This window comes from Pseudomonas sp. Nvir (assembly GCF_963778085.1).
Classification (GTDB): domain Bacteria; phylum Pseudomonadota; class Gammaproteobacteria; order Pseudomonadales; family Pseudomonadaceae; genus Aquipseudomonas; species Aquipseudomonas juntendi.
The window spans coordinates 2919972-2945321 of sequence record NZ_OY970405.1 but is presented as its reverse complement, the minus strand read 5'-3'; the positions used below and the strand labels follow the sequence as shown (position 1 = coordinate 2945321).

Here is a 25350-nt window from a genome sequence, read left to right as displayed (position 1 = left end):
CACTTTTCCATTCATCGCAGGAGCTTCCACAATGGTTAATCGTCTACCCGGCAAATCACTTCTTGCGTTGCTCGCGCTCAGTGCATGTATACCGCTGGCACAGGCGGCTGATGCCCCCACATTGAACACCGGCAGCACCGCCTGGATGGTAACGGCGGCGGTTCTGGTGTTGTTCATGTGCCTGCCAGGCCTTGCGCTGTTTTACGGCGGTCTCGTGCGAGCCAAGAATATGCTGTCACTGTTCACCCAATGTTTCGGTATCGCCGGGCTGGTGGGGATGCTGTGGGTGGTTTATGGCTACAGCATGGTTGTCGATACCACCAACATGGTGGAAGGCGAGATCAGCTTCAATAGCTTTGTCGGCGGTTTGAACCGCGCATTTTTGGCAGGCATGACGTCTGAAAGCCTGGTTGGCGACATCCCGGAAGGGGTGTTTGTTACCTTCCAAATGACCTTTGCCATCATCACGCCGGCGCTCATTGCCGGGGCTTTTGCCGAACGTATGAAGTTCTCATCGGCGCTACTGTTCATGGCCATTTGGTTCACCTTTGTCTACGCGCCAGTGGCCCACATGGTATGGGGTGGAGCAGGGGCTTTGATGCACAACTGGGGCGTGCTGGATTTCGCCGGTGGTACTGCAGTTCACATCAACGCCGGGGTAGCGGCGCTTGCCGCCTGTTTGCTGCTTGGCAAGCGTAAGGGTTACGAAAACGCGCCTATGCCTGCCCATAACCTGAGCCTCACGATGGTCGGCGCGGCGATGCTCTGGGTCGGCTGGTTTGGATTCAACATCGGTTCCGGCGGCGGCCTCAGTGGCCTTTCAGGCATCGTGATGCTCAACACTCAGCTCGGTGCGTGCGCCGGTATTCTCGGCTGGATGTTCACCGAGTGGCTCAGGGTGGCTAAGCCGAGTGCTTTGGGCTTAGCCAGTGGTGCTTTGGCAGGCTTGGTCGGTATCACCCCGGCTTGTGCATATGTGGGTGTCGGTGGTGCGCTGGCAATCGGTCTGCTTTGCGGCGTGTTCTGTTATCTCAGCGTGACTGTGCTCAAAACTCGCCTGGGCTACGACGACAGCCTGGATGTATTCGGCTTGCACGGTATTGGTGGAATGATTGGGGCTGTGTTGACTGGCGTTTTCTGTGTTCCATCGTTGGGCGGATTGGTTGAGAACGTCACCATGGCTGACCAGGTGCTCGCGCAGGTCAAAGGGGTGGCATTCACAACGGTGTACTGCTTCATTGCGAGCTGGATCATTCTCAGAGTGTTGAAGGCCGTCGTTGGCTTGCGGGCACATGACGCCGTTGAGGAAATGGGGCTTGACCTCGGTGAGCATAACGAGCGGGCGTACAATCATTAACACCCTTGATTGTTTACAAGACCTTTGTTGTGGTTCGCGTGAGCTGGTTCTGAATCGGCAAGTTGAAATTTTTAGTGGCGACGTCAGCGTGCAGATAATTCCCTCCGGGAAAGCAGATCTGCGGAGTAGGTAGTGGCTCGCATTCATATTGAACCTCGTAAGTTATGCGGGGATGGGGGCTCGTATTCTGGCCTGAAGCACCCAGCCCGGGTGGCCAGCGCCCTCGGCCCGACGCCCCCCCCTTTTGGATATCGCCCATGCTTGTTAACGCAGATTTTTCCCGACCTGCCACCGTAATGGCTGATGATTACCATTGGGTCACCTCACCGCAGCCAGGCGTGGAGCGTGTGATGCTCGATCGAGTCGGCGGCGAAAAGGCCCGGGCGACAAGTATCGTGCGCTATGCACCGCGATCTGCTTTTCCTGAGCATTTTCATCCTGGCGGGGAGGAGATCTTTGTTCTGTCAGGCGTCTTTTCTGAAAATGACAGGCACTATCCTGCTGGATATTATCTGCGCAACCCTCCTGGATCATCTCATCAGCCCTCCAGTCTGGAAGGGACGGTGATCTTCGTTAAGCTGTGGCAAATGCAGCCAGAGGAAAGGGTGTCAATGCGTATCGATACCAGAGACCCCGCCTTTTGGGTCCGCTCGGCGGGGCGAGATATTTGCCCGCTCTTCGCCAATGCCCACGAACATGTCAGCCTCCAACGACTGCCACCTGGAGAGCTTGTATTCCAGGGATGTTCCGCAGGCGCTGAGTTGCTTGTCATCGAAGGCCAGGTAGAGGCTCAAGGGCAGACCCTGGGCCAGGGAAGCTGGATGCGTTTACCACCTGGGTTCGATCCGGATCTGGTAACCGGAGCTGAAGGTGCGACCCTGTTCATCAAAACGGGCCATCTGCGTAGTCCGATTGAGCAAACGTCATGACCGCCGGGCGGCCTTGCTTATTGCTTGCTCATCACCCAGAAACGGCTAGCGCTTGTGCGGAAAAGGGCAAGGCAAGGGCAGGGTGCCTGATGCGGGCGTGGCCGACCGAATGCTGTATATATGTACACATTTGTATGTGACCCCGAGAATCTGCCAAGTGAATGACCTGGTTAACGATGTCGAGCATGGCGGGTGGTCGCGAGTGGGAAATGGCTACAGGCCCCGTGCAACGCGCTTTTGATGCTCATCAGGAATCCAACATCGGGGCCGATATTGCACTTGGGGCCTAAGGCGTGCCTCATTTCCATGTACTGTATATATACATTTTACGGTCTGGACCAAGCATGCACCGCACTGATCGAACCGCGAAGCAGCACCTGACTGGCGGTGGCTACAGGGTGGCCAGATCTTGTGAGTCATTATTGGGACACTAACAGCACCAGTACCTATCAGAATGACTGCCGTGCTGCGCTGCAGGAGCGGTTTTCAGAAACTTCGATCAATCATGTGCAGGCCCGTGTGGGCTTTCCGCACGAACTGGTGGACGGTGGCGGGAGCGAAGATACGCTGCGAGCGCGCTCATTTCTATCGAAGTCTTGAGGCCCAGGAGCGAGTGTTCAAAAGGGTACTCGAGGCCTGTTCGGAGCAGGGTGGGAAGATTCTCACTGTCCACAGCATCCGAAGTGTCGGTAAGGTGCTTTCTCATATCGAGCACCTGCTCCCGAGTGACCGGGGGACTGTGGTTCTTTACTGGTTCACCGGGGCGCCCAGTGAAGCCAAGCGGGCAGTCGAGCTTGGGTGCTATTTCTCAATCAACTCCCAGATGCTGACCTCTGTAGTGGTCAACTCATCCCGGACAGGGTTTTGAGTTTTTCTTCTGCTTTCGCTGGAGCTAGTCCATCGTTGAACTGATGAGGCCGGATCCAGTTGTAGTGGCCCATTAGGTATTGGCCAATGTCTCGTTGAGCTTGCTGCCCGGTCAGGTAGCCCGTGGTCGGTATCCACTCTGATTTCAAGCTGCGGAAGACTCGCTCCATCGGTGCATTATCCCAACAGTTGCCTCGGCGGCTCATGCTCTGGCGTATGCGGTAGCGCCACAGTCTCTGGCGGAACTGACGGCTGCCATATTGCGATCCCTGGTACTTCGCACAAACAATCAACGGGCTCATGATCGCTGAGCTTGCGGATCAGCGCGTACGCTCGAGATCTTCCGACATCAAGAGCGCGGTAGCCTTTTTTAGTATCGATTTCTCGCGTTCAAGGCGCGTGATCCGGGCTTCCAACTCTTGGATTTTTTGCTGCTCTGGCGTCAACGCTTTGCTGGACGGCGTAACGCCGCCGCGCTCCTGCTGAAGCTGATTAACCCATCGGCGCAGTGCCGACTCGACCAAGCCGAGCGAACGGGCCGCTTCGGCATGGCTGTAGCCTTGATCGAGCACCAGGCAGGCAGCTTCGCGCTTGAACTCAGGGGTAAAGGTACGGCGTTGCTTGGTCATCGGACACCTCTCTGTGGCGAGCATTCTCGCCTAAGTGGGTGTCCGGGGTTAGTAGACCACTACAGGTTGAGCATTAAAGCGATAGATGACGTGGGGCATGCGCGAACGAGATACACAAGCCGCTGCTTCCTGTAGATCTCGTAGAGCTCAAGATTCGTGAGGTAACGGCCGTCGTTTCGAGATGTGTGGCCCGATGCAAAAACAAGCATCAGGCCACACCGGTAATGGCATCAGGAGCGATCGTCATCCAGCAGCGCTACAGCCCGGACGAAGCCTGCGGATGCATGCCTGATTTTGTAGGGGAAGCATGAAATCCAGAACCCAGATGAAGGGAGTTGATCCAGGTTCGCCAGCTTTTCCATTTGACCGTAGCCTATGTCACGACCGGCTTTGTGGCCCTCCCAGACGATTGATGCATCCCCAGTCTGTGCGAAGCGCTCGCGGGTAAACTTGAATGGCGCGTCCCAACTCCATGCGTCCGTACCAACGACCCGAACCCCTTTTGCAAGAAGGTATAGGGTGGCATCGCGCCCCATCCCAACACCCGCATCGAGATAGCCAGGTTGCCCAAAAAGGCTTCCGGCGCGGGTATTGATCACTACGATCTCCAGTGGCTGAATCTCGTGACCGATGCGCCTCAATTCAGCCTCTACATCGGCAATGCTCACGACATACCCGTCTGGCAAGTGGCGAAAGTCCAATTTGACGCCTGGCTTCAAGCACCACTCCAGAGGCAGCTCATCGATCCCGTAGGCGGGCTTTCCACCATCCGTTGTCGAGGCATAGTGCCAGGGCGCATCCATGTGCGTACCGCTGTGCGTGGTGATACTTAGCCGTTCTGCCGCCCACGACTCGTTACCAGGTAAATCCTCCTTGCGAAGCCCTGGGAACATCGCGGCCATCTCTGGCCACCCCTGCTGATGATCCATGTAGTCAATCTTGGGCAGTAGGGGTGGTGGATCTGTATACGGGTTGTTGTCCAGGCTGACCGAGAGGTCGAGCATGCGAAATTTAGCCAAGTTCATGAGTAGTAATCCCTACTTCCGTGCTCTTGAGGCGTGTGAAGGGTGGGTACTTGCCGAGTGCGTTCCGAATCAGCTGGGAAGCCGAGCGATCATTCCGGAAGCCGAATTCGCGGGCGCGTGTGGTGCGCAGAGGAGGCAGGCTCCCGAACAGCGCCTCAAGCTGGGGGTCTGGATTGAACCGGATGTTTTTGCTGTTCTCAGCGCCGAATCGCGATGCAAGAGCCTCAAGGATTTCACTTATAGAGAGCTGCAGAACTGGCAATTGCCAGACTCGATTCCCCTGAGACTCGCTCAATTCTGCAGCACGGATAAGATTGTCCACACAGCAGCTTGCCGACATCCACCAGCAGGTTGCTTGAGGTGAAACCGGGCACTCATAGGCTTCGCCAGCCGCGTAGGCATGCAGCAAGTCGCTCATGAAGGCGGACTTCAATCCGTTCGGCTGCTTCGGGCGAGCCACGATCCCAGGCAGGCGGACAACGCGTCCGTCCAGTTCACCCCGGCGCACCAGGTCTTCGATGCCGATTTCGACCATCCGCTTGTGTGCCGCATAGGACAGTTGCGGATGCGCAGGTTGAGACTCATCCATACGAGCCGGTAAATCCCCTCCATAGACCGCAACGCTACTCGCATACACCAGGACAGGAGGGCGCTGGCGGTTTCTGAGTTGCTGGAGCAATTCCAGGCTGGCTTGCAGATTGACCTGGTAGCCGAGATCGTAGTTGGCCTCTGCTGCACCGCCTGGAATGCTGACCAGGTGGAAAACAACATCGATGCCATCCGCCAGTACTCGTCGCAGAAGCGCAGGATTGGTGATGCTCCCTTCATGCCGGCGAAGACGGCTATCGTCAAGAAGGCCATCGGTAGTCTGGTCTACAGCAAGAATGGCTTCGATCTTTTGTCCGCGCAGTTGGCCTTGCTGCAGCAAGCGCTCGACGAGCTGGCGACCTACGAAGCCATTAGCTCCGCTGATCATTACACGCATGGCGCACCTCCTTGCACAATTCGCTGGTCGATCGGCCCGAAGAGTGCGCTACCGTCAGCGCCCTTCGCCTCCATTCGGACACGATCTCCGAAGCGCATAAACGGAGTGCTAGGTGCACCGTTAGCAATGGTTTCAATCGCTCGACGCTCAGCGATACACGCTGACCCTACGGAGCGGTCGTTGTTGGAGACAGTACCTGACCCTACAAGGGTGCCAGCGCTCAGTCGGCGGGTGCGCGCAGCATGAGCAATCAGCTGGTGGAAGCCGAAGTGCATTTCACCCCCGTGCGGGTGTCCGAACCATTCACCATTCCACTCCACGTTCAGAGGCAGATGCACCCGACCATCTCCCCAAGCATCACCCAGTTCGTCTGGAGTCACGGCTACAGGCGCGAAGCTGCTGGAGGGTTTGGCCTGGAGAAAACCAAAACCTGTTTTCATTTCGCGTGGGCCGAGGGCACGCAAGCTGACGTCGTTCAACTGAAGCACTAAGCGGACATGGCGCAACGCCTCGTCTGCAGGGCATCCCATGGGAACATCGTCCAGCAGCACCGCAAACTCACCCTCGAAATCGATGCCGTCCGCTTCAGAGGGAAGCGCAACGTCTTCATTCGGGCCCAGGAAGTCGTCACCCGCACCCTGGTAGATCAACGGAATGGTGTCGGCGTTCTCGATCGGCTCCAGGTTAAATGCTTTCTGCATCAACTTGCCGTGGGTCAGGAAGCACGAACCATCTAACCACTGCCGTGCCCTGGGCAGGGGAGCCATCAGTTGATCAAACGTGAGCACGAACGCGTCGGCAGCGTCACCAGAATTCAGTTGGTGGTACAGGGACGCCAGGTGCGCTTCAACATTCGCCCAATTCTCCAGTGCCGCCTGCATTGTGGGCGCTGCGTGCCCTGCGATAACTGCATGGTGCAGATCTCGGGAAACTACAATCAGCGTCCCGTCCCGGGTATCGTCGTTGAGCGTAGCGAGCTTCATCCCAGCAGCTCCTGCAGTTCAGGTGCGTAACGTCCGTCAAGCAGGATGAAGACCATCCGCGACATCTGTTCAGTACGGTTGCTCCAGGCGTGATTGGTGCCGCGCTGGACAACGATGTCACCTCGTTTGAGATGCACTTCCTCTTCATCCAGCACCAGCCATACCTCGCCCTCAGTGACGATGCCGTAATCGAGCGTCTCGGTGCGGTGCATCAGCTTGTGCTTCGAGTCCGCTTTCCCGGTGCCGGCGTGAGACTCACCAATTTCTGCAAATGCAGCGGCAGCATCTTCGGCACTGACCTGGTTCTGTACGCTATCTGGCGGAATGTCCACGACGCGGATAACGCTGCCCAGAGGGCCAGGGCTCAGTTGAAGTGGCTGAGAGGTCGGATCGTCCGCGTTGTCCAGAGGCGCAGGGGCCGTAGCACTGTTCCAGACTTCGTAGAAGACAGTGCCTGGCACTGCTTTAAGCGGGAAGTTGTTCGGCGTTGGCGCACTGCTGGCGACCACCGCAAGGCCTTCACCATTGTGACCGGTTACCACGCGCTTGAAAGTAGGAAGGGTTTGCATAGGATCTCCTTTAGTTTCCGTCACCGATGGTTGTGCCACCATCGACAATAATGTTCTGACCACTGATGAATGCTCCGCCCGGCGAGGCCAGCAGCAAGGCAACAGCAGCTACTTCCTCCGGGCGTCCAACACGGCGAAGCGGCGTCAGTGCGAGACGGCGCTGCATAACTTCGGCGTTATCGGTCAGGGGGCGAGCGAATTCGGTTTGAATCACACCCGGGCTGATCGAATTCACCCGAATGTTTTGTGGCCCCCATTCGACCGCCAGGTTGCGGGCGAGCTGCGAGAGGGCCGCTTTGGATAGCCCATACAGACCGAGCGCTTTGTTGCCGCGCACGCCAGCAATACTCGACATGAGAATGACGCTGCCACCGCCATGCTCAGCCATGGCGGGCAGTAATCCATTGGTGAGCCAGATAGCACTTCGCAGGTTCACGTTGAGGGTCAATTCCCAGTCTGCATCGCTCGCCGAGCTCATCGCCCCTAAGTGCGGCGCTACGCCGGCATTGCACACCAAGACGTCGATGCGCCCGAAATGCCTGATGGCCTGAGCAGCCAATGCATGTACCTCGTCTTGCTTGCTCAAATCAGCAGCAATCCCAATGACATCAATCCCCGCATCATTCAATGTCTGGGCGACGCTAGAGGTTTCGCTATGACTTTCACTGCTCACAATCAACTTGGCGCCGGCTCGCCCAAGGGCATAGGCGATCGCAAGGCCTATTCCTCGTGTAGCACCGGTGATAAGCGCCGTTCTGGCGCTAAGAGAAAAGAGTTCGTTCATACAGCACCTGTGCCTGAATAATCTGAGCGATGGGCGTCAGTCCTAGGCCGCACACATAGCGTCGCCTGCAACCGACAGCCCACCGAGCCTTTCAAAGTCGCTACGCCCACGGCACTGCCTTGTGCACTTCACTGCAAGGTGGGGTTTGAGTGTGCTTCTGCTCAGGAACAGCAACCGCTGACTTTTCAGGCGCACGCTGAGGCAGTAGGAAATAGGCCAAGGCAGGGAGGAGGATGAGGGCGCCGACCATGTTCCAAATGAACATGAAGGCAAGCAGCACACCCATGTCGGCCTGGAACTTGATCGGAGAGAAGATCCAGGTACCCACACCGATTGCCAGGGTCACCCCCGTCAGCATCACGACCTTCCCTGTGAAAAGCAGTGCTTGGTAGTAGGCTCGGGACAAGCTGGCGTCTTGACGCAGTTGCGCCAGGACGATGCTCATCACATACAGTGCGTAATCGACACCGATGCCGACGCCCAGGGCGATGACGGGGAGGGTGGAGACCTTGACCCCGATCCCCAGTGCCACCATCAAGGCCTCACAAAGAATGGAGGTGAGTACAAGCGGAAGGACTGCGCAAACCACGGCCCTCCAGGAGCGGAATGTCACCAGGCAGAGCAAAGTGACCGCGCCGTACACCCACCAGAGCATGTCATGGTTGGCCTTCTTCACAACGATGTTGGTCGCCGCTTCGATCCCTGCACTCCCAGCAGCCATCAGGAATGTCGCGCCCTCCGAGGAGTTGGCCAGGGAGAAGCGCTCGACATTCGAAACCACGTCGGTGAGGGTGTCGGCCTTGTGGTCTTTAAGATAGGCAAAGACTGTCAGGAGGCTGCAATCATCGTTGTACAAGCCGCGAGGAGCGCCCGCAGTGACCATGTTCAAGGTCGCTTGGTTGTTCACCAGCTCGTACCATTTCGGGTTGCCTTCCGAGAGGCCAACCAGCACACGCCGATTGAGCAGCGCCAATGAGTTTGTCGAATCTACGCCTTCAAGCCCGCGCAATTGCCAATCCAGATCGTCGACTTTCTTGAGGGTGCTGAATGCCGAACATTGCCCCGGTGGAGTCTTGATCATGACCGCAAAGAGGTCACTGCTCGCACCGTAGTGTTGGGTGATGAAGAGGTTGTCCTGGTTGTATCGAGAGTCAGGTCGCAGCTCAGGTGCCCCAGCATCAAGATCGCCGACCTTCAACTGCAGGCTGATCGCGTAGCCTGCGACGGCCATTGCAGCAGCAACGATGACGCAGGCTGTTGCCCAACGTTTGCGGGTGAACAGATCAAGGAAGCGCCATACCGCATGCTTGTCCGCGCCAGACGCCTCAGCCTCTTCTGCACGCAAGCTACGTCGAGCAGCTTTAGGGCTTACGCCGATGTAAGAAAGAACAATGGGCAACAAGATCAGATTGGTGAAGATGAGTACCGCGACACCAAGGCTCGCAATCACCGCCAAGTCTTGGATCACTTGAATCTTGATGATCATCAGAACCGCGAAACCTACGGCGTCGCACAGCAGGGCGGTCAGGCCAGCCAAGAACAGCCGACGGAACGTGAAGCGTGCAGCCACCAGGCGGTGCATCCCGCGCCCGATATCTTGCATGATGCCGTTCATTTTCTGCGCGCCATGGCTCATACCGATGGCGAATACAAGAAACGGTACCAAGACCGAGTAGGGGTCGAGTTCGTACCCCAGCATCGGAAGCAGACCCAACTGCCATACCACGGCAACCAGCGAACACATGACCACCAGGAAGGTGCTGCGCACGCAGCGGGTGTACCAATAGAGCACTGCAGCGGTGATCAGGATGGCCACGCCGAAGAACACCAGGATCTGCTTCAAACCATCGATCAAATCACCCACGACCTTTGCAAAGCCCGTGATGTGAATCTCAACACCCTGAGACTGGTATTTGGCACGCAGTTGCTCAAGCTCATGAGCAAAGCTGGTGTAGTCCAGTGGCTGACCATCCGGCGTCTGCGCCAGCAGCGGAACATAGACAATGCTGGATCGCTGATCGAAGGCAACCAACTGGCCAATTTCGTTCGAGCGTTCAACGTTTCGTTTCAGCGCCTCCAAACTCTTGGGCTCGCCATCGTAGCCATCAGGGATCACTGGCCCACCTTCGAGACCTTCCTCTGTTACCCCCGTCCAGCGCGTAGACGGTGTCCACAAGGACTTCATGGCAGCGCGGTCGACACCCGGGAGCAGGTAGACCTCATCACTGATCTGCTCAAGGACTTTGAGGTATGCCTTGTCGTAGATGCTGCCCTGGGGATTGGCAACTGCGATGCGCACGGCATTACCCAGGCCCTTGAGTTCGTCGCGGTGCTCCAGGTAATTGACGATGAACGGATGCTCCCGCGGGATCATCTTCTCGAAGCTGGCGTTCAGCGTCAGGCGTGTGGCCTGCCAGCCCAGGAGCAGAGTAGCGGCAATGCAGAGCAGCAGTACCAAAGCACGATTGTTGAACAGCGCGCGCTCCAGTAGGGAACCTGAGGCACTGTTGAAGTCTTCGAGATTGCCCGAAGGGGGAGCGGAGGAGGTTGGTACATGCATGGCTTAATCCGCGATTTTGGAGAGGGAAGAAGGCGCAACACGTTGTGCTCCGGCTACACCCACAGCAACCAGGTTGCCGTCGGGCGTGGCTGTCACAGCACTGAGCGGAAGTCCTTCAGATACAGCGATGGGTTCAAGCTTCAAATCCTTGAGGCCGCCTTTCAGAACCATGCCGGCCTGGTTGGTCAGGAGCAGTTGCTCACCCTCAACGCGAATGGCGTTAAGCGATGCCGGAGCAGGGGTATCGATCGCGTTGAAAGTGGCCCCGTCATCGTCAGAAGCGAAAAGCTTGCCTCGCAGGCCTCCGACGAGAAGTCGTCCGCTGGGCAGAATCGCGGCTGCGAAGTAGCTACCATCGTAGGAGCCTTGGAGTGCACTGAAGCTGGCGCCGCCATCCATAGAGCGAAGCAGAAGGCCCTGTTCTCCTGCGATCAGAATCTTGTCGTGGTGGCGAGCCATCGCGTAGTAATGCAATCCACGAGGATTCGGGAGATCCCCCATCTTGGACTGCCAGGTTTTCCCTCCGTCACGGGTAAGCAACGCAAGCCCGTAAGCGCCGACAACGATCCCGTTGTGGGCATCGCTGAAGTTGATCGCCAGAAGGGGCTTGTCAGCGCCATCCGCCGACAAACGCTGAGCGGAGGCAAGGCGCTTGGCATCTCCAGAATGCTCAGCGGCATGGAGCTCGATCGCTGCAGCCTGCGTGCCGTCCAGCTGTACTTGCCAGCTCACCCCAGCGTCCGCGCTATGCAGCACAACGCCTGAGTGGCCGACGGCCCAACCATTGGAAGAGTCCACAAACTGCACGCTGGTCAGCGTGGTGCTCACTGGGCTTGGAGCTTGCCGCCAGCTCAGGCCGTTATCATCAGACAGCAGTACAACGCCGCGCTCGCCCACGGCAATCAAACGAGCGCCGGCGTGATCGATGTCCAGTAGCACTGCATGCAATGCTTGAGGCCCAAGCACTGAGGCTTGGGAGAGTCCATCATTGGCCCCGGCTGGCGCGACCATCGTGAGTGAGCAGCTTGCAAGCAAGAGCATTCCTGAGACTATCTTTTTCATCTCGTAAAACCTTTCTTGTTCTTCTAAGAAGCAGGCGGGGCAGGCGCCCCGCCAGCATCAACGAACTCCTTCGCCCGCCATTGCGTCAGCGGTGAAAACCGAGTCCTTGTACGGCGGCACGATGCGGTACTGCTCGTTCTTGCCTGCGTACACGTCGCCCACGAACCAGGATCCGGAGAGCAGGTCGTAGAAGCCGTTGGTCAACGAGGTGACGCCTGGGAGGTCAGGCAGGACAACCGGGGAAGTCCACACCACCTTTGCCAGTTGACCACGAGCGTCATATCGATCACCCAGGACAGCAGTCCAGGTGTCTTCATCGAGGTAGTAGGTGCTCTTCGGCATGACGTGGCGCGCGCCGCTTTTCAAGGTTGCTTCAACTACCCAGACGCGGTGGAGCTCCCAACGCACGGCATCAGCTTTCATGTGGTGCGCATCGAGCAGGGCCTCTGGGGACGATGCGGTGAACACCCGGTTCGAGTTGTACGGGATGTACATCTCTTTCTTGCCGACGAGCTTCCAGTCGAAACGGTCAATTCGGCCGTTGAAGACGTACACCTCGTCAAAGCTCATGACGCCAGCAGTGGCTGGGGTAGGGGTGTCGCAGCAGGCATTAGGCAGGCGGCGAACGCGTCGTTGGCCAGGCAGGTAACTCCAGGCGGCGGAGTTATCGGCATTCAGGTTTTCAAGGCCAGTGATGGCTTCACCGGCGCGCAGTGGAGGGCCATCGTTGGTCATGCGAATCGACCAGAAAACACCTTTCTCCGGACTGAAACCTGGCAGGTACCAAGGCATCTGCAGATCAGCTCGCGAATCGTTGGTCAGCACGTGCTTCCCATCGGCAGTGGTCAGGTACTGCGTGAAGCTGGAGTGCCAGGAGGCTCCGCGCCAACGCAGCAGATGGTTCCAGATAGCCTCTGCACCGTTCTGAGGAATTGGGAATGGAATGCCGCCTGCCGCACCCTGAGGCATTGGCCCGGAAGCACCATCCACCAGCTTGCCACTAGTCGCGTTAGCGAAGGTCGCGTCGTAGACCGATTGCGGTGCTGCAGCACTGCGGTGCGTTGGGTAGACGACAACCTTGTAGGAGTCTGAGTACTTCTTCAGCATCGCCTGGATGCCTGGGGTCAACTTGTCTGCGTACTGAGCCATATTCTGGGCAGTAATGGTCAACACAGGCTGATCGCCGGCATACGGATCGCCTCGCTTACCGCCGTCCTTGTAGGCAGCATCGACTTTGGTGAGACCGCCAGTCCACGCAGGGATGCTGCCATCCGAATTGCCCGCACGTTCTCCCCCAAGGGGCGTCAGTGTCGATTTCAGTGTGGCCGCTTGATCAGCCGAAACCGCAGCCATCGACGCATGGGAGAAGAGCAGCGCAGCACTCAAGGCAGTAAGAGCAGCAAGAAACTTTTTATTGTGGTTCATCGAGACATCCTCGGTCAGAAGGTGCGACTGACAGTAAAGGCGATGAAATCGCGGTCTTTTAGCGGCTGTTCAAAGGTGTAATTGTTGTTGCCGTCCAGGAAGGTGTTTTCTGGGCCGTAGTAATGGGTGTACGTCAAACCCAGGCTCCAGGTATTCAGGTAGTTGCCCTTGATGCCGATGTTGATATCGCCACCATGGTCAGCGCCGAAGCCGGTACCCAAGGCCCCGGAGGCGCCATCGGTGTAGCTGAAGCCAACAGGCACCGAGACATCCAGGCCTGACAGGAATTGGCGATACATGGGCTCGTACACAACGCGCAGGCTCGTCGCATCGCGATCGGCATTCGGATCAAACGCGTCCTTGTTTTTGGTGACGCTCATGACCCTGTTCCAGGCGATTTCACCGAGGAACGTTGCTTCTTGAGAAATGAAGTTAGGCTCCATGCTCGACAGCCACGAGATGTTGGCGTGCAGCGTCCGCCCAGTTGCATATAGTGGGTCGGAGTCGTTGTCGATCGCTTCGCCAACTGCCAGCGTGCGCTGACTGGTGGAGGCCAAGGGCTGATTCCAGCGAGTGGAAAGCTCACCAGCAATATTGTAGTTGCCAAGGGTCGTGGAGAAGCTCGCACCGAAGGCTTCAATACCCTCTGGGTAAACCCAGTAGTACTCACCCGCTTTGCCTGACTGCGGGTTGAGGTTGGCGAAGTCTGGGCGAACGTTCAGTTGCGGACTCTTGTCGTGGAATCGGATGGCATAAAGGCCCCAGTCCACCGACTCGGTTCTCCAGCGAAGCTGAATACCGCCTTGCCCGGAGTCCTTAGCCTCCTTGTCGTTCCCATGGTAGAAGGCCAGCGGCTGAGCGCCGGGGAACAGGGGTGCGCCAATGAACATGCGCTCGTTGCCGTCGCCAAAGTTATCGGAGCTGGAGAAATAGCTTCCTGCGCCAGGCAGGCGATTCGCTTCCCACTCGAATTGGTAGTAAGCGCCAATGGACACATCTGGCGTCAGCTGGAGCTGTCCGGATATCTGCTGAACAGGACGGATCAGCTCTTTGAATTGAGTGTTCGGTACCGACAGGCCCTTCACAACGTCAATGGGCGCCATGCCGCCGGCGATGCCGTTCATGCCGTAGAAGAGACTTTCGCCCCATTGCATGGCGTACTGACCAACACGCCCAGTTACTGGCATGTCGCCGATTTCAGTTTTGCCGAAGATGAATGCGTCGAGCAGCTCACCTTTACGCCCGTGCAGAGTACGGGTGTCGTCGGTGAAAGCGTCATACCTTACTGAATAGCTGTTCGAGCGCGTGGGATCGTTATTGTCATTGCCCTGGTTATAGACATCGTCATACCAAGCAGCGCCACTCACACGTGCACCAACATTTTGGTAGGTGATATCCATTTCAGACAGCAGATCAAGACGATTGGAAATCAGGCCTTTGTTGAAGTTGCGATCACCGTCATCCTGGTTCAGCGCGGTTTGACCTTCAGTCAGCTTGTTGCTCTGGCTCTTGGTACGCCAGGCTGCGCTGTATTTCAGGGTATTGTCCCAACGCACCCGAAGATCGGGGTTGCCAGTTTCAATTTCAAACGCATGTATATCAGGAATACCAGCCGTAATTGCGAGGAAAGATGTGGCCAGTGCGAGCGGCTTGAGAGGCGGTAATTTTTTCTGGGGCGAGCGTTTGCAAGACAGCATTTAAGTCACCTCATTATTGTTCTTGTTTGTCAGTGTTGGCTTTCGAGTCAGGTGCATCAGGTTGCGACCTGATACACCCCAGGATTCATACCGGTTGTGCTGTGACCTCAAGCATCTGCTTCACCAAAGCAATGCGGTCGAAGTCGCGGTCTTTTTGAATCTCTTTTTCGCCGGCAAACAGCGATCGCTCGCTGATGTACTTGCAGCGCTCAAAACGACGGGCCATGAACCGATCAAGCTGTTCCGCCAGCGTGCCGCCGGAGGTCAGCTCCTCGCTGAGGACGATGGCGTCCTCGATGGCCATGCCGGCACCCTGACCAAGGTGAGGCGTGGTGGCATGAGCAGCATCGCCAATCAGCAGGACGCGGCCGGTGAACCACTGCTCATCAACGAAGACGGCTTCGAGCGGCTTGTAGACGACCTGGGTGTTGTCGGTGATCTGTTCACGCAGTTGTTCGATCAACCCACCAAAGCCTTCCAGGCGCTTACGCAGCTCTTGCGCCAGATGGTTCTCGTCCATCCAAGGATTGCCTGGCTCATGGGAGGTGGTGAACAGGTACATCAGGTCATCTGCCAGTGGGACAAGACCCGCGTTGCCGAAGGAGCCCTGGTAGTTGGCCAGGTGATCGATCTCTGGAGACCGAGGGAAGTTGTAACGCCAAACAGCTTGGCCCGTGAACTTCGGACGGTATTTGTCACCGAAAACCAGAGTTCGTACTTTGGAGTAGAGGCCATCAGCACCCACAACCACCGAGTAGCTACCCTTGGTGCCGTCGGTCATGACCACGTCGATGCTGTTTGCGTTCTGTTCGTAACTTTCAATCGACAGGCCCAGGCGTACTTGGGTACCAAGCTCGATGGCGGTTTCGCTCAGCACCTTGTGTAGCGCACGACGCGAGATTCCAACGTTGGCGGGGTATTGAGGCCCGGCGAGGCGCTGACCTGGAATGCGAACCAGGGGCACGCCGTCGGTGTTGTAGATTCCGACATCTTCGAATGCATACGCGGCGTCAAGGTAGGCATCAAGCAATCCAAGCTTGGCCATCTCGCGTACCACGTTGCTTTGCTGAATGATGCCGACACCGTAGACAGTCCATTCGGTTTTGATCTCGACCAGGTCGACCGCGATCCCTTTGCGGCGCAGCGCAATAGCTGCGCACAGGCCACCGATACCACCACCAACGATCAGGACTTTTTCGATATTCATGAAAGTACTCACGTGTTGTTCTTGTTTGGCTCGCCCGTTACACAGGCAGCCTTTTTCGTGGTTGGGCTGAGTTTCCCCAGAGACGACCGATTTGACTAATCGAGTCCTCAGATGCGACCTATCGCGCTGCGCGATACTTCGATAGGCTGACCAAGGCTGTCGATCGAAAGGCGAATCAGCTCGTCCTCACACTTGAACTCAAGCGCTGTTAAAAACTTCCCCAGGCATGGGCCGTAAACGCAAAGCCCTGTGTCCGGCATGAACTGCGCTCCGTGCGCATAACAGATGACCCGCTCCCCGTTGGCTGAAAGAAACCGATCCTTTCGGTACTCCAAAGGCACATCTAGGTGAGGGCAGCTGTTGCGATAGATGCGCACCTCTCCCTGATGCTTCAGTGCAAACACAGTCGCGCGCCCAGACTCGAACGGATCGAAACCCAGGGCGGTGCCTTCTTGCAGTTGCTGGAGCGGGCAAAGCACCACGCTACGATCCATGGCTCACTCCTGCTGCGGAGGTGGCCCACCTGGTGCCCATTTGTCGCGGGAGCTGAAGAGGAAGAGCTGAGAGTTATCAGCAGACATCGGAGCATGGCGGGCAGCCCAGGCGTCATCGTGCTTGTCCATATCGGCGTCGTATTCGATATGGCAGCCCAGAGGGCTGTTGAAGTACCAGAACCAGTTGGAGCCGAAGAGGTGGCGCCCCGGGCCCCAGAAGCTTGTCCAGCCTTTCTGCTGCAGGCGATAACCAGCCAGGAGCACTTCTGTGCCGCTGCCCATGTGGAAGGTGAAGTGTTCACAGCCTTGCATGTGAGGCGGCGTCTGGATCATGAACAGGCAGTGGTGGTCATCCATCCCGTTCGTGCGCATGAAGGGGCCAACGCCGATGAAGCTGTCAGTGGTCACGAAGCCCAGGCGATCTCGGTAGAACGCTTCACCTTTTGCCACATCGGGAACGAAGTACACCACGTGGGAAAGTGACCGGGGCAGGGCGACCATGTCGGGAGTGATACCCAACTGGTTCATCGGGCGTTGCGGTTCACTGCCAGGCGCATTGGTGAGGTCGGCAGACGCGCTGAACGGACGGCGGCAGGTAACCTGGAATGCGATGGCAAAGCCAAGGTCATCGACTGTGTGTAGGGCGCCAGCAGCATCCCGATGCACCTCACGATCCCGGCTCAGCTCATCTTCGATCGCGGCCAGATCGGCAGTGCTTTCTACGCCATAGACCGTCTCCCTGAGGGAAGGAGCCGGGCCCATGGCGGGGGGGAGGGATGAGTCATCGGGCTGACGGATGATAATGGCGGTTCCGTCCAGGGCCTCGAAACGGCCACCTTCGGCGTCCAGGTGAACTGGCTTCAGTCCGTAATCACGCAGGCAATCAGCGCAAGCTTGTAAATCGTCGACGCCAAAAACCAAGGCATCAAGTCCAAGGATCTTCATGGAAACCACTCCGTTGAAATTATGATCCGGCAGCTGGGCCGGTGGTGGTCTCTGCGCTAGGCATGCCGCATGACGCGATTGAGAGTGCAGTCAGGTTTTTGAACTGACTAATCGCAACTTGGGATGCCTACCATCTGCGAACTCGATACATAGTCGCAGAGCAAGGAAATCCGGGAGTGGGGCGGTGGTGTAACAAACGGCCTCTTGACGTATCGATTATGGCGGACGAAGGTATTTCAAAAATAACTACAATCACAAGGATGCATCGCAATGCGATTCCACCACTTGGATTTGAATCTGCTCGTGGCCCTGGACGTGCTCCTGGACGAGCAAAACATTACCCGTGCTGCCGAACGCCTTCACATGACCCAGTCCGCCACGAGCGGGGTGCTGGGTAGGCTCCGTAAATACTTCGAGGATGACTTGCTTGTGCAGGTAGGCCGCTCAATGCAGCCCACAGCCTACGCGCTTGAGTTGGCAAAACCCGTCCGTGAAGTACTACTGACCATTAGCTCCTCAATCACTTCAAAACCTGTCTTCGACCCCTCTACCAGCAAACGGCATTTCCGTTTGGTCATGTCGGATTACCTGATCAGCGTCCTGTTCTCGCGGGTGATTCAACGCATCCACCAGGAAGCCCCAGGAATCACCTTCGAGATGTACGCCCCAGGGGAGCAGTCGGTGGAGATGGCCAGTCGTGGCGAGATCGACCTCATGTTCGTTCCAGAGCGGTATTGCATCGATGGGCATCCCTCGCAGCTGCTGTTTGAAGAGGAGCACGTCTGCGTCGTTTGGAACCACAACCCGCTGGTAGGCGAGACCCTTACCTTGGAAAAGTACATGGAAATGGGCCACGTATCTGTCGGTTTCGGCCGCACTCGCCAGTTGAGCATCGAAGAGTGGTTCGTGAACCAGTACGGTTTCAAGCGCCGGCTTGAGGTGATCACGAACGACTTCAACACGCTTCCCCAGTTGCTGGTCGGCACTCATCGCATTGCAACTATGCATCGCAGATTGGCGGAGCTTTATTCGCAATATCTACCGTTGCGGATTCTCCCGCCACCGGTGGAGCTCCCGGTGATGAAGGAGATCATGCAGTGGCATCGAAGCATGGACAGTGACCCCATGCATCGTTGGCTGAGAGAGGCTGTCCGAGCGTCAATCCTGGCACTGGATCAAGCCTCAGCGCCCGAGTCGGCCGCAGTTCTTGACGCTGCGCACTGACTAACAAAACGGAAACTGCGTGGTTTTCAATCCAGGCATCGCGTTTCGCGATACCTTGCATCCGCACTCGCGATTGGCCAAAGCGGAGCCTGCTCAATAACGTCCTTCTCTGATCGTGCCTGGTGTACTTCCCAGCCCCGGGTTCACCTTCCGACTGAAAAGGAAAATAAGAAATGTTCCGCTACTTCCCCACCAATTACGTTTGGAACCTGTCTGTCGACCTCGCCATCGAGATGGGCGCTCGCATGGGTGAGATCGAGGAAATGTGCGCGCCGTTGCAAGAGGCTGCGAAGCAGCCAGACGCAGCCGGCACCGCAGCATTTCGTGAAACCTGGTCAAAAATGGCAGACAAGCTCTGTGGCCTGGCTGAAGAAGATGAGGCTGCAGGCCGCTTGCTGTCGGCGGGCGAGAAGTACAACCGGGCTGCCACCTACTACCTGACCTGCGAGCGCCTGCAAGCACACGGAGCTCCAGGGCGCGAGGCTCTGTACAAGCAGTTCGTGAGCACCTTCGCACGTGGTATTTCCCTGTCCAAAGAAAACTGCGAGCGTGTGGAGATTCCCTACGAGGGCAAAGTCCTCTCCGGGCTCTTCGTGCGCGCTGAAGGCGTGAACGGCCCGGCCCCGATTCTGCTGCAGGTCAACGGCTTGGACTCGACCAAGGAAATGAAGTACCGCGTGGGCTTGCCAGCTTGGCTGGCCAAGCGGGGCGTGTCCTCGCTGCTCATTGACCAGCCTGGCACTGGTGAGGCCCTCCGCCTGCACGACCTCACCGCCCGCTTCGACAGCGAGCACTGGGCGAGCCGGGTGGTCGATTGGCTGGAAACCCATCCTGAAGTCGACTCCAAGCGCATCGGCATGGAAGGTGTCTCGCTGGGAGGCTACTACTGCCCAAGAGCGGTGGCATTTGAACCTCGATTCGCGTGCGGCGTAGTCTGGGGTGCAAACCACGATTGGCGTGATGTCCAGAAGCGTCGCCTGGAGAAGGAAGGCAGCTTGCCTGTCCCTCATTACTGGGCACATGTTTGCTGGGTATGGGGCGCCAAGGATATCGAGGACTTCATGCCAATCTCCGAGAACGTTCACCTCGACGGGATCCTGGATCGCATCAAAGTGCCGTTCCTGGTCACCCATGGCGAGAAGGACTCTCAGATTCCACTGAAGTGGGCTCATCGTACCTTCGAACAACTGGTCAACAGCCCTAAGCGCGAGCTGAAGATCTTCACCGATCGTGAGGGTGGGGTGCAGCACTCCAGCTTCGACAACAGCATCAACGCGGGCCAGTACATTGCGGATTGGGTCGCTGAGACGCTCGGTGGTCGTACCGCCTGACGGCATTTGCTGGCTTGAAGGGTGGGGTGGCTACGGCCACCCTTTTTTTCGGCTTTCTAATTTGCCGTTTGCAGCCCTGAGTAGGTGTAGGAGCTTGTAGGCGAGCTGGCGCGGACGGACTTCGAAGTGATACTGACTGCCGGCGCTGGCGCCCATATGGAGAGCTGCTCACAGCGGCTTGTCCTTACTGACCAGACAACCATGGCGGCAGGGCCATAAGTGTTGCGCACGGGCACACACCAGCGCTTTCAATAGGTCACATAGATGCAGCTAACTGCGATGACCGACTAGCTATCGCTCAGCAGCTTTTCCAGCTGTGCGTGCTCCCAGGTACTCAACAGCTCTACTGGGTCAGTACTGTACGACTGCAGCGAGTCGAAAATGTAAGCACGTCCCTCCGGGCTGTAGCAGCTGTCGCAATAGTCGAGCGTGTCGCAGTCGTTGTAGAACGTGAGCACCCAGCCATATCACAAGCAATGAGGGGGGCTAATGAGCGTTTTGGAACTTAAGATGAGTCTTAGCCTTCTGAAAAGGCGGGAGCAGCGGACAGCTGAAGTGATCGCTAGACATCGCGTATTTAGGGCGTAAACGCTAGAGAGAGACCTTTTTGTACAAAGATTCACTTCAGCGTACTTTGTTTTAAAGAATGGCCGCAAAATCTCAGGGAGCGCCAACTGGCCCGCTTATGACATAGTATTCTATTTAACATAATATGCGTTATGCGCACCCTCGTATGGGGCTGCCGGGGCCGAGGGTTGTCAGGCCCCCGTAAAGATGCGCCTTTGCCTACCTAATTGTGCGCCTCTTACGAATCAATGGCTTGAGCATGCATTTGTTAGTGCCAGTCTCAAGATCGACAGCGCTTTTCCCAACCTGAACCAACGAATACCCAGCTAAAGATGCGCTTCTAGCCACACGCGGTACCCATCTATAGATGCGCTTTTTTTGGGGTTCCCAAGCCTCCAATACGCTTTACGCACAAATTGCACGTCAACCAGTCACGCATTTTTTGGCTATCTTGCCCCGTGGTGCCGTCTACAGGGAAATACGCCCTCGGGATCACGAGAGTGCTGATTCGCAAATTACGCTACCGCATGATGCTCTTAGCCATTCATGGTTTGCGTACAGTCTCTAGCTCACCATTGATGGCCCGCAACCAATGGAAGCTGTATAAATGCCTTCCGTTGGCCACATCACCCGAGGTGTTGCCCAGCCAGCGGTGCATCTGCTTCCCCGTGGCGGTTTCGCACGGCAGGCTGCCGCTAAGCTGTCCACGGGTGCGCCCGCTGGCGTCACAGCCGACACTAGTCTCCTGGTCGTTGAGTTATGCTGATGTCACTCCAATGGTACTGACTCTCACACAGGCTGCAATTTGAAATGGAGTGGTAAGAAATGTTAACGTGGCCCGAGGCAGCTCCTACGCCTTAGCAGGATCTAAAATGCCTATGCTGTGCACCGCAGAGATAGTGCCAGTGGACTTTCAAAGGCTTAGTCACCCTGCTCCATTCGCAATTAAGCCCGATGAAATCCCAACTCAACTAAATGACTATTTAGTTGAGTTATCCTATTTTAAATGCCCCAAAGGCGCCCTCCTATGCCACCAGTCTGCGGCTCTAGAGTTCAAAGCTGATCACTGATTGCTTGGTACAATGCGGCAGGAAGAACTGCCGAGTAGCTTTTACCTCCTTAATTTTGCGCCTCCTGGGATTCACGTAGGGACTATGATGGGCTTTAGCCCATCAGGTTCTGGATAGCTCATGGAGCTTTTACCTCATCCACTATTCGCTTCCGCCCGTATTCTAGATGACTGCGAATTTTCAGCCTCGTCACAAGTGAAGGTTTTGGCCACAGCTTTTTTGAGCAAGCTTGATCCTGCCCTGCAGCCCTTCGAAGTACACGAACTGGCATACGACTTCCTCGCGGATCGCCGCGAATTACCGAGCTATGAAAGTTGTCGCACGGCTATTGAAAGGCTAATTTTATGGGCCCTACTTGTTAGAGGGAAATCAGTATTCACCCTCGATAGAGCCGATGCTTTCGAATTCATTTGGTTCGTACAGGAACCACCAGATTCATGGATTTGTGAAAAAGCCCCTTTGCGGTTCAGAAATGAGATTTCTAATTCAGGTTTGAAGACGATTACTCCGAATCCAAAATGGCGACCATTTGCGAAGGGACGGCTGCCCACTGAGCCTTCAAGCCTGTACAAAACTCTCACTGGATGCTCGGCGTTCTTTGCTTATTTAGTCAAGACGTCAAATGCCCTGCGAAATCCATTTGCGGAGCTGATCTCTCAAGTCTCAAAGACTGAGGTGGCTACCCCTCTAATTGAATTAACCTTGGCATCCAATCACTGGGCGGAAATTTTATCTGCTGCTGAGAGGTTAGCAGTCGCGGATCCCAGAATGCATGAGCGCACGGTATTTGTAGTTGCTGCGCAGGCTTATTTGAATGTTGCATGCTCAGATTTTTTCGACTCCAAAGGAAACATCATCACTTTAGATGCCTTTGTCCACAATGAAGATACCTGGTTACTAAGGTTGGACTCAGGGGACATAACTGTTCCGGATGATTTCATTCAGCGCTATTTATTGAGAGTCTGTGATTTCCAAGGATTATACCCACAGATTGAAGGTTCACGCCCCATAATTTCAAGGATAATTGGTAGCGGTCAGGTAAGTCGACGCACGCTGGTGAAAATCACAAAAGATGCAGTTCGTGAGGCTCTACGTCATATGGAAAGCAATGGTGCCTCGCGAGCAAAGATGCAAAGTCTTCACGATGCGTACAAGGTATGGTTGTATTCTGTCGCGCCTGGGCCTAAAAGATCGCAGCCTCCAGCAATTTCGGAGGTGCCGCCGGATTTCGATGAGATTCCAAGGCCCCTATTTGCCGATTATCTAGAAGTGATACGCAGCGACGGGAGCGTAAACGATCATCCCGATACCCTGCTATATCTAGCTTCCTGTTCGGAGGCTGCTAAGCCGCGAGAGGCCTACGAGCACGCGAAAGAATATCTGTGCGGTTTTAGGAATCGAAATACTTATGAGGCATATAGGAAGTACGTTGAGCGACTTCTGCTTTGGACTTATATCATAAAGCGCAAGCCGATATATGAATTGAGTGAGATTGATCTTCATGAGTTTAATGAGTTTTGCAAGGCTCCACCAAAAGATTGGATCAGGACTTCCTATGAGCGACGCTTCACTAAAGTTAGAGCAGGTTCTTATAGTAGAGGCGCTGTTCTCACAGTGACAAATCTGAATTGGCGTCCATTTTGGATTGCTGGCAAGTGCGGAGAAGGCCTTAAAGATCTGCCATATCACTCTTCAATTGAAAATTCAGCTGGGCAGTTCACTGTTGCCCGTAGTTTTTTTGATTTCCTTTTGTCCAAGCGAGCCGTTGATTACAATCCTCTACTTAATCTCGATTCTTTTGCTCACTACAGCCACAGAAGACGGGCAACCCCTAAAGTACAGCAAGGAGCAAGTGAGGCTGAATTTCAGAAAGTAATCGATGGTGCCTTCACCCTACTAAAGGGGTGGGATTTGCTTAAAATGCTATTTTTAATATATACAGTTAACGAACTCAAGCTGTCGAGATCTGATATAAAGTCGTTCGGCAGCCTTCTTAGGTTTGACTGCTTAGATGTAAGCAATGGTGCGTGGACTGCCTCCCTGCCTGGTAAAAAAGGAACTCGAAGGTCACTCCTTGTTAGCTCCAGATATGTTCAAGAAGTTTTTTTGCCTTATAGGATGTTTCTTCAAAAAAATAATGTATCTCCTATCGGTAGATGCCCATTGTTTTCTGGCAGGGTAATTGGGGTGGCGGTTTCTGATAGCTGGGTCTCAAAATTGCTTGTTGAAGTCTGCCGAGCTGCAGCAGAGGACATGCAGTGCAGTGGTGAAAGCGCTCACTTTACAGCGACGGTACGCAACATCACCATTAGAATTTTAGCGAACTCTTGTAAACCCTCGGAGTATCGATTCAAGGAAGCTTTACATTTCATGTAATCAGGTTCTCCCCCATTAACACAGGCGCTACCCTACCCTACGGACAACTAGGGCAAGGTTGGTGAGGTCAGTTAGGACAAGGCGACGTGAGGAGCTCTGCATTTGGCCGGCGCCGCCGGCGCTCAGTACCTCTATCGTCATCGGGGGGTGAGAATGGCCTCCGCTACCCAGCCTTGATCCGCTTACCCACTGAAGCCAACCTGCGCTTAACGCCAATTTTTGGATTCAAAGCCAGCGCCTCCTCATAGACTTGGACTGCTTCGGGGTACTGCCCTAGCTGCTCGTGCGCAAGCCCCTGGACTTTGAGTGCGGTGGGCCTCCAGGCAGGGTTTTCATCTGCGCCGAGTGTACGGGCACGCTGTACAGCGGTCAGGACTTCCAGCGTGCGCTCGTCTGTCAGGTCGCCCTCCCCTAAAATCTTCTCTGCGGCGAGGATGATGCGGTCGTAACGGGAGGAATTGAGGTTGGCATCGCCGAGCTGATCAGCATCGATGAATTGGCCGTGGACGTTGTACCGGAAGCTCCCCATGTCCTTGAACAACGCCATGAGTTCTCCTGTACTCTCGTCCACTTCGTAGCTATCAGGCCATCCGGCCTTCGGGGTGACGCTGTACATTTCGACCCGATTGACCAGGTCAAACAGGAACACCTTGTTGCCGTGCTCGGTTGGGCTGTTGGCGGTGGCGCAGAATGCGTATTTCCCGTGCCTAGAAATACCGCTGGTGAAAATATTTGCCGTCAGCTCTTTAGCTAAGATCACAGAACCGCTGGGATCGAAAACGCTGAACGTCCCAGACAGGGTGCTACCAAAATGCCAATCTTCCAGGCAAAACACGCCGGAATCACACACGTGGCCATTGTTTGGCCTAGGCATACTCCCATGGCAGACAACGGTATCGCTGCTCACATCTGCAAGCACGTATGCCCCTAAGCCAGATTCTCTGTGACCTCCCCGACCCGCGGACGGATCAGAGTCTCGCCAGGCGATCGCCCACTTCTTGGACTTTGACAGCTGATAGATGCCCGAGAAATCAAGCGATTCGACTGTGAGAAAAAGCTTATCTCGACGGATCTGGGGAGCGGCCCGGAGCTCTGGCTGAGCGTTAAGGGATTGAGCCTGAGCGGACTGGTGCTTTGCTGCGGTATCGGATTTGAGAGCTTTGGGTCTGTTGAACAGCCAGCTGAAAATGCTCATCTCCTACTCCTTTAGACATTTGAGCGCACTGGGATGGAAGTGCATTCCAAGCAATACATCTGCGACTGT

The 25350-nt window shown here is 55.9% G+C and carries 19 protein-coding genes and 2 pseudogenes; 6 read left to right on the top strand and 15 right to left on the bottom strand.

Features of this window, described 5'->3' with window-relative positions; translation table 11 throughout:
- Nucleotides 1-31 precede the first annotated feature (31 nt).
- The 3 genes from AACG97_RS14160 (at nucleotide 32) to AACG97_RS14145 (ending at nucleotide 3154) form a co-directional block, all read left to right on the top strand.
- Nucleotides 32-1357, top strand: a complete 1326-nt coding sequence (locus AACG97_RS14160) for an ammonium transporter (RefSeq protein ID WP_197885090.1) — start codon at nucleotides 32-34, stop codon at nucleotides 1355-1357.
- Between the two features lie 257 nt (nucleotides 1358-1614).
- Complete coding sequence (locus AACG97_RS14155; protein ID WP_115294361.1) at nucleotides 1615-2286, top strand: cupin domain-containing protein; 672 nt, start codon at nucleotides 1615-1617, stop codon at nucleotides 2284-2286.
- Between the two features lie 454 nt (nucleotides 2287-2740).
- On the top strand, nucleotides 2741-3154 hold the full coding sequence (locus AACG97_RS14145; protein WP_445261811.1) for a TatD family hydrolase: 414 nt from the start codon (nucleotides 2741-2743) through the stop codon (nucleotides 3152-3154).
- On the opposite strand, the pseudogene AACG97_RS14140 reads toward AACG97_RS14145, so the two are convergent.
- The 13 genes and pseudogenes from AACG97_RS14140 to AACG97_RS14080 form a co-directional block, all read right to left on the bottom strand.
- Nucleotides 3129-3782, bottom strand: a pseudogene (locus AACG97_RS14140) (transposase). The gene AACG97_RS14145 and the pseudogene AACG97_RS14140 overlap by 26 nt on opposite strands.
- A 230-nt stretch (nucleotides 3783-4012) precedes the next feature.
- Complete coding sequence (locus tag AACG97_RS14135; RefSeq protein WP_125855197.1) at nucleotides 4013-4807, bottom strand: cyclase family protein; 795 nt, start codon at nucleotides 4805-4807, stop codon at nucleotides 4013-4015.
- Nucleotides 4794-5792, bottom strand: a complete 999-nt coding sequence (locus AACG97_RS14130) for an NAD-dependent epimerase/dehydratase family protein (protein WP_125855196.1) — start codon at nucleotides 5790-5792, stop codon at nucleotides 4794-4796. Before AACG97_RS14130 ends, AACG97_RS14135 begins: the two co-directional genes overlap by 14 nt.
- A complete protein-coding gene (locus AACG97_RS14125) occupies nucleotides 5783-6775 on the bottom strand; it encodes a fumarylacetoacetate hydrolase family protein (protein WP_197885091.1) in 993 nt (330 codons plus the stop codon). The genes AACG97_RS14130 and AACG97_RS14125 overlap by 10 nt, the downstream gene beginning before the upstream one ends.
- A complete protein-coding gene (locus AACG97_RS14120; protein ID WP_115294362.1) occupies nucleotides 6772-7344 on the bottom strand; it encodes a cupin domain-containing protein in 573 nt (190 codons plus the stop codon). Before AACG97_RS14120 ends, AACG97_RS14125 begins: the two co-directional genes overlap by 4 nt.
- A 10-nt stretch (nucleotides 7345-7354) precedes the next feature.
- Nucleotides 7355-8128: an SDR family NAD(P)-dependent oxidoreductase gene (locus AACG97_RS14115; RefSeq protein ID WP_009684871.1), complete on the bottom strand. Its 774-nt coding sequence runs from the start codon at nucleotides 8126-8128 to the stop codon at nucleotides 7355-7357.
- A 100-nt stretch (nucleotides 8129-8228) separates the two neighbouring features.
- Entirely contained in the window at nucleotides 8229-10688 is a 2460-nt protein-coding gene (locus AACG97_RS14110; protein ID WP_009684872.1) for an efflux RND transporter permease subunit, read from the bottom strand.
- 3 nt (nucleotides 10689-10691) lie between these two features.
- Entirely contained in the window at nucleotides 10692-11750 is a 1059-nt protein-coding gene (locus tag AACG97_RS14105) for a WD40/YVTN/BNR-like repeat-containing protein (RefSeq protein ID WP_009684873.1), read from the bottom strand.
- Between the two features lie 57 nt (nucleotides 11751-11807).
- Nucleotides 11808-13175, bottom strand: a complete 1368-nt coding sequence (locus AACG97_RS14100; protein WP_009684874.1) for a DUF1329 domain-containing protein — start codon at nucleotides 13173-13175, stop codon at nucleotides 11808-11810.
- Between the two features lie 14 nt (nucleotides 13176-13189).
- A complete protein-coding gene (locus AACG97_RS14095) occupies nucleotides 13190-14872 on the bottom strand; it encodes a DUF1302 domain-containing protein (RefSeq protein ID WP_197885092.1) in 1683 nt (560 codons plus the stop codon).
- An 85-nt stretch (nucleotides 14873-14957) separates the two neighbouring features.
- Nucleotides 14958-16079 carry an FAD-dependent oxidoreductase gene (locus AACG97_RS14090; protein ID WP_009684876.1) on the bottom strand — a complete coding sequence of 374 codons (1122 nt, stop codon included), beginning with the start codon at nucleotides 16077-16079 and terminating at the stop codon, nucleotides 14958-14960.
- Between the two features lie 107 nt (nucleotides 16080-16186).
- Complete coding sequence (locus tag AACG97_RS14085; protein WP_009684877.1) at nucleotides 16187-16573, bottom strand: Rieske (2Fe-2S) protein; 387 nt, start codon at nucleotides 16571-16573, stop codon at nucleotides 16187-16189.
- Between the two features lie 3 nt (nucleotides 16574-16576).
- Nucleotides 16577-17518: a VOC family protein gene (locus AACG97_RS14080; RefSeq protein WP_009684878.1), complete on the bottom strand. Its 942-nt coding sequence runs from the start codon at nucleotides 17516-17518 to the stop codon at nucleotides 16577-16579.
- A gap of 270 nt (nucleotides 17519-17788) precedes the next feature.
- Between AACG97_RS14080 and AACG97_RS14075 the strand changes: the two genes are divergently transcribed.
- Both AACG97_RS14075 and AACG97_RS14070 read left to right on the top strand, forming a co-directional pair.
- Nucleotides 17789-18742, top strand: a complete 954-nt coding sequence (locus tag AACG97_RS14075) for a LysR family transcriptional regulator (protein WP_197885093.1) — start codon at nucleotides 17789-17791, stop codon at nucleotides 18740-18742.
- Nucleotides 18743-18915: 173 nt separating this feature from the next.
- Entirely contained in the window at nucleotides 18916-20073 is a 1158-nt protein-coding gene (locus tag AACG97_RS14070) for an alpha/beta hydrolase family protein (protein WP_197885094.1), read from the top strand.
- A gap of 287 nt (nucleotides 20074-20360) precedes the next feature.
- On the opposite strand, the pseudogene AACG97_RS28050 reads toward AACG97_RS14070, so the two are convergent.
- A pseudogene (locus AACG97_RS28050) lies at nucleotides 20361-20537 on the bottom strand (DUF7693 family protein); the annotation flags it as partial.
- A 1293-nt stretch (nucleotides 20538-21830) separates the two neighbouring features.
- Here AACG97_RS28050 and AACG97_RS14065 point away from each other — a divergent pair.
- Nucleotides 21831-24086, top strand: a complete 2256-nt coding sequence (locus AACG97_RS14065) for a hypothetical protein (protein WP_154211867.1) — start codon at nucleotides 21831-21833, stop codon at nucleotides 24084-24086.
- Between the two features lie 163 nt (nucleotides 24087-24249).
- Here the strand turns inward: AACG97_RS14065 and AACG97_RS14060 are convergent, their stop codons facing one another.
- Nucleotides 24250-25281, bottom strand: coding sequence for a tetratricopeptide repeat protein (locus AACG97_RS14060; RefSeq protein ID WP_232555154.1), 1032 nt, complete (start codon nucleotides 25279-25281; stop codon nucleotides 24250-24252).
- Nucleotides 25282-25350: the final 69 nt, after the last annotated feature.